This window comes from Streptomyces sp. CLV115 (genome assembly GCF_038448545.1).
In the GTDB taxonomy this organism is placed as follows: domain Bacteria; phylum Actinomycetota; class Actinomycetes; order Streptomycetales; family Streptomycetaceae; genus Streptomyces; species Streptomyces sanglieri.
This window is the reverse complement of record NZ_JBCEWQ010000282.1, coordinates 1-5,081: the sequence shown is the minus strand read 5'-3', so window position 1 is coordinate 5,081 and position 5,081 is coordinate 1. Positions and strand designations below refer to the sequence as shown.

At 70.7% G+C, this 5,081-nt stretch carries 5 protein-coding genes; 4 read left to right on the top strand and 1 reads right to left on the bottom strand.

Annotation, left to right across the window (positions count from 1 at the left end):
* Window positions 1–2 precede the first annotated feature (2 nt).
* The 4 genes from AADR41_RS41140 to AADR41_RS41125 all read left to right on the top strand — a co-directional run bounded on the left by AADR41_RS41140 (window position 3) and on the right by AADR41_RS41125 (window position 4,460).
* Window positions 3–1,283 (top strand): cytochrome P450, encoded by a 1,281-nt coding sequence (locus tag AADR41_RS41140; protein ID WP_342287502.1) that lies wholly within the window; start codon window positions 3–5, stop codon window positions 1,281–1,283.
* Window positions 1,280–2,488, top strand: coding sequence for a cytochrome P450 family protein (locus AADR41_RS41135; protein WP_342287501.1), 1,209 nt, complete (start codon window positions 1,280–1,282; stop codon window positions 2,486–2,488). Before AADR41_RS41140 ends, AADR41_RS41135 begins: the two co-directional genes overlap by 4 nt.
* A 95-nt stretch (window positions 2,489–2,583) precedes the next feature.
* Window positions 2,584–3,702 carry a phosphoserine transaminase gene (gene serC, locus AADR41_RS41130; RefSeq protein WP_342287499.1) on the top strand — a complete coding sequence of 373 codons (1,119 nt, stop codon included), beginning with the start codon at window positions 2,584–2,586 and terminating at the stop codon, window positions 3,700–3,702.
* 146 nt (window positions 3,703–3,848) lie between these two features.
* A complete protein-coding gene (locus AADR41_RS41125) occupies window positions 3,849–4,460 on the top strand; it encodes a Uma2 family endonuclease (RefSeq protein WP_342287498.1) in 612 nt (203 codons plus the stop codon).
* Here the strand turns inward: AADR41_RS41125 and AADR41_RS41120 are convergent, their stop codons facing one another.
* Entirely contained in the window at window positions 4,461–4,868 is a 408-nt protein-coding gene (locus AADR41_RS41120) for a DUF4259 domain-containing protein (RefSeq protein WP_342287497.1), read from the bottom strand. It abuts the gene before it with no gap.
* Between the last annotated feature and the right edge of the window lie 213 nt (window positions 4,869–5,081).

The following is a 5,081-nucleotide window of genomic DNA, read 5'->3' as shown; positions in this document are numbered from 1 at the left end:
CCGTGACCCAGCCCCCGGCGCCGCCTTCCGGCTGCCCCGTCTCCCAGGGCCGCGTGCCGCTCTCCGGCCCCCGGTTCCAGACCGACCCGACCCGGCTCTACCGGGAGATGCGCCGCGACCACGGGGCAGTGGCGCCGATCGTCCTCGACGGCGACATCCCCGCCTGGCTCGTGCTCGGCTACCGCGAACTGCACCAGGTCACCGGCGACCCGGTGCTGTTCAGCCGCGACTCCGACCTGTGGAACCAGTGGGACCGGATCCCCGACGACTGGCCGCTGCTGCCGATGATCGGCCGCAAGCAGCCGTCGATCCTGTACACGGTCGGCCCCCGGCACACCGAACGCGCCGCGATGATCAGCAACGCGCTGGAGGCCGTCGACCCGTTCGCGCTGAAGCGGTACGCGGAGGAGTTCGCCGACGGTCTCATCGACCGGTTCTGCGCCACCGGCAGCACCGAGATCATCGCCGAGTACGCCATGCTGCTGCCCGCCCTCGTCCTGGCGAAGCTCTACGGCTTCAGCGACACCGTCGGCCATGCGCTCGTCGGCTCGCTCAACGACATGATCGACGGCCGGGAGCGGGCGCTGGCCGGTCAGCAGCACCTCGCCTCGTCCATGTTCCAGCTGCTGGCCGACAAGCACGCCGAACCGGGCGACGACGTCGCGACGCGGATGCTCGCCGACCGCGGCGGCTTCACGGACGAGGAGGTCGCCCAGGACCTGATGGTCATGATGGCCGCGGGCCACCAGCCGACCGCCGACTGGATCGGCAACTCGCTGCGGCTGATGCTCACCGACGACCGGTTCGCCGCCTCCCTCTCGGGCGGCCGGCACAGTGTCGCCGAGGCCATGAACGAGGTCCTGTGGGAGGACACCCCGTCGCAGAACATCGCGGGACGCTGGACCTCGCGCGACACCCGGCTCGGCGGCCGCCACATCCAGGCGGGCGACCTGCTGGTGCTGGGCATCGCCGCCGCCAACGCCGACCCGCAGGTCCGCACCGACGGCTCCACCATGACCGGCGGCAACAACGCGTTCCTCTCCTTCGGCCACGGCGAGCACCGCTGCCCGTTCACCGCCCAGGAGACCGCCGAGGTCATCGCCCGTACCGGCATCGAGGTACTGCTCGACCGGCTCCCCGACATCGACCTCGCCGTCCCCGCCGACCGGCTCACCCGGCGCCCGTCCCCGTGGCTGCGGGGGCTGACCGATCTGCCGTTGACGTTCACGCCCACCCTCGCCCTGGGCCCCACCGCAGGAACCGCCACCGGAGGCCAGAGATGACCCGGATCGCCCTCGACCCCTTCGTCGCCGACCTCGACGGCGAGAGCGCCCGGCTGCGGGCCGCGGGTCCGCTCGCCGAGGTGGAACTGCCCGGCGGGGTGCACTGCTACGCGGTCACCCACCACGCCGAGGCGCGGCAGCTGCTCACCGACAGCCGGATCGTGAAGGACATCAACGTCTGGAACGCCTGGCAGCGCGGCGAGATACCGATGGACTGGCCGCTGATCGGCCTCGCCAACCCGGGCCGCTCCATGCTGACGGTCGACGGCGCGGACCACCGCCGGCTGCGCACCCTGGTCGCCCAGGCGCTGACCGTGAAGCGGGTGGAACGGCTGCGGGCCGGCATCGAGGCGCTGACCACGGCGAGCCTGGACCGGCTGGCCGCGCTGCCCGAGGGCGAGCAGGTCGACCTGAAGGCGGAGTTCGCCTACCCGCTGCCGATGAACGTGATCAGCGAGCTGATGGGCGTGGACAGCGCGGACCACCCGCGGCTGAAGGAGCTGTTCGAGAAGTTCTTCTCGACGCAGACGCCGCCGGAAGAGGTCCCGCAGATGATGGCGGACCTCGGCACGCTCTTCACGAAGATCGTCGACGGCAAGCGGCAGAACCCCGGCGACGACCTCACCAGCGCCCTGATCGCGGCCTCCGAGAACGGTGACCAGCTCACCGACGAGGAGATCGTCAACACCCTCCAGCTGATCATCGCGGCCGGCCACGAGACCACGATCAGCCTGATCGTGAACGCGGTCGTCGCGCTCCAGACGCACCCCGAGCAGCGCAAGCAGGTGCTGTCGGGCGAGGTGCCGTGGGAGAACGTGATCGAGGAGACGCTGCGCTGGAACACCCCCACGTCGCACGTCCTGATCCGGTTCGCCACCAAGGACGTCGAGGTGGGCGACAAGGTCCTGCCCAAGGGCGAGGCGCTGATCGTGTCCTTCGGCGCGCTCGGCCGCGACGAGGCGCAGCACGGTCCGACGGCCGGTGACTTCGACATCACCCGCTCGCCCAACCGCCACATCGCGTTCGGTCACGGCCCGCACGTCTGCCCGGGGGCGGCGCTCTCCCGGCTGGAGGCGGGCGTGGCGCTGCCCGCGCTGTACGAGCGGTTCCCGGAGCTGAAGCTCGCCGTACCCGCGTCCGAGCTGCGGAACAAGCCGATCGTCACCCAGAACGACCTGCACGACCTGCCGGTGGAACTGGGCTGAGCGGCACTCCCGTACTCCGTCCACGGACCGGGGCGGGCGTCTCATCCGACGGACACGGTGCTCGGCCGTGTCCGGGAGGCACTACGCTCCGGTTCGTGGCCGATATCCAGATTCCCGCTGACATCAAGCCCGCCGACGGACGCTTCGGCGCCGGTCCTTCCAAGGTGCGGACGGAGGCGCTCGACGCGCTGGCCGCCACCGGCACGTCTCTTCTCGGTACGTCCCACCGCCAGGCCCCGGTCAAGAACCTGGTCGGCGCGGTGCGTCAGGGCGTGCGCGACCTCTTCTCCCTCCCCGAGGGCTACGAGGTGATCCTGGGCAACGGCGGCTCCACCGCCTTCTGGGACATCGCGACGCACGGGCTCATCGAGACGAAGTCCCAGCACCTCAACTTCGGTGAGTTCTCCTCGAAGTTCGCGAAGGCCGCCAAGCTCGCCCCGTGGCTGGCCGACCCGACCGTGATCACCTCCGACCCGGGCACCCACCCGGACCCGCGGGCGGAGGCGGGCGTCGACGTCTACGCCTTCACGCACAACGAGACCTCGACCGGTGTCGCCGCGCCGATCAAGCGCGTCGCGGGCGCCGACGAGGGCTCCCTGGTCCTGGTGGACGCCACCTCCGGCGCGGGCGGCCTGCCCGTCGACATCGCCGAGACGGACGTCTACTACTTCGCGCCGCAGAAGTCCTTCGCCTCCGACGGCGGCCTGTGGATCGGTGTCTTCTCCCCGGCGGCCCTGGAGCGCGCCGCGCGCGTCCACGCCTCGGGCCGGCACATCCCGGAGTTCTTCTCGCTGCCGACGGCGATCGACAACTCCCTGAAGAACCAGACGTACAACACCCCCGCCCTGGCCACGCTGTTCCTGCTGAACGAGCAGCTGACCTGGATGAACACCCAGGGCGGCCTGGACTTCACCACCGGCCGCACGGCCGCCTCGGCGCAGAACCTGTACGGCTGGGCCGAGGAGTCGAAGTACGCGACCCCGTTCGTCACCGACCCGGCGAAGCGCTCGCAGGTCATCGGCACGATCGACTTCGCGGACGAGATCGACGCCGCCGCCGTCGCCAAGGTGCTGCGCGCCAACGGCATCGTCGACACCGAGCCGTACCGCAAGCTGGGCCGCAACCAGCTGCGGGTGGCGATGTTCCCGGCGATCGACCCGGCCGACATCCAGGCGCTGACCGCCTGCATCGACTACGTGATCGAGAAGCTGTAACGCGTACCCGCACGAGGAAGGGCCCCGCGCCGGTGCGCGGGGCCCTTCGTCGTTCACTCGGTCGAGTGGCGGAACGACTTTCGGGCTCGTGCGGCAGGATCGGCCTACGATGATGGCCTCGACATCAACCCTTCAGGAGGCCCGCAATGTCTGCAGCAGCAGTCGAGCACCCCTGTGACGGTGAACCGGATTCGCTGCTCGACACGGCCAACAGGCTGGCGGAGCAGAACCCGGGTTGCCGTGTCGAGATCATCGGAGGCGTCATCACCGTGGCCCCACCCCCGGACGGACCGCATGCCAACGCACTGACCACGCTCATGATTCCCTTCCTGGCCGCAGGCCTTCACGGCGAGGAGACCCGCGTCCTCCAGGGAATCGGCCTGTGGCTCCCCGGCGGCCCCGAGGACTACGCCATCCCCGACCTGTCGATCGTCGACGCCGATCTCGACGAGCATCTGATCGAGAACAACTGCTACGACCCCGCCGTCTTCCGCCTCGTCCTCGAAGTCACGTCCAGCAACTACCGGAGCGACCTGCGCAACAAGGTGGTCGCCTACGCCGAGGCCAAGATCCCGGTGTACGTGATCGTCGACCGTAAGCACGGCCGGCTTCATGTCCTGACCGAGCCCATGGGCGGCGGTTACGACAGCCACCAGGTGTATGCCCCCGGCCAGACCGCCGCCCTCCCCGAGTCGATCGGCGCCCCCGTGACCCTCGACGTCGACACGCTCATCCGGGCAGGCCGCCGCCGCGCCTGATCACTCGCCCGCCGCCACCAGGACCTCCCGGAGCCGGGCTATGCCCTGGGCCCACCCCTTGTCCCCCCCTTCGTCCCACAGCTCGCGCAGCTCCGAGTCCTCACCCAGCACCGCGTCGAGGGCCTTCACCGCGAGGGGACGCAGGTCCGTCGCGAGGACGGGCAGCGGCTTGTCGGGGCCGTACGCGGTGGTCACCGGCTCACCTCCCGGGCACTGGGCGGCGACCAGGGCGGCCGACGCGACGGCGATCACGGCCTCGTCGCTGTCCAGGTAGTCCGTGGGGGCGATCGCCCCCTCCAGGGCCTCGCGGATCACCGCTTCCTTCCCGGCCTCGGGCGTGTCGTCGATCCGCCCCGAGAAGTCCGCAGCGGTGTCGTTGTCGAAATGGCCGGTGTCCCAGGTGCCCATGAGGTCCCCTCCGCAAGTGCTGTGCCTACGTACGCCACTCTGACATCCGCCACTGACAACGGCGGGTCAGTCCTCTGCCGCGCCCCGCTCCCAGCGCCGTTCGCCCTCGCACCACCGCTCCGTGGGCGCCAGTCCCGCCGCCCCGGCCACGGCGGCGGAGGAGTCGTGGTCCGGATGGATGTGGGCGAGGACCGTACGCACCACCCCCGCTCC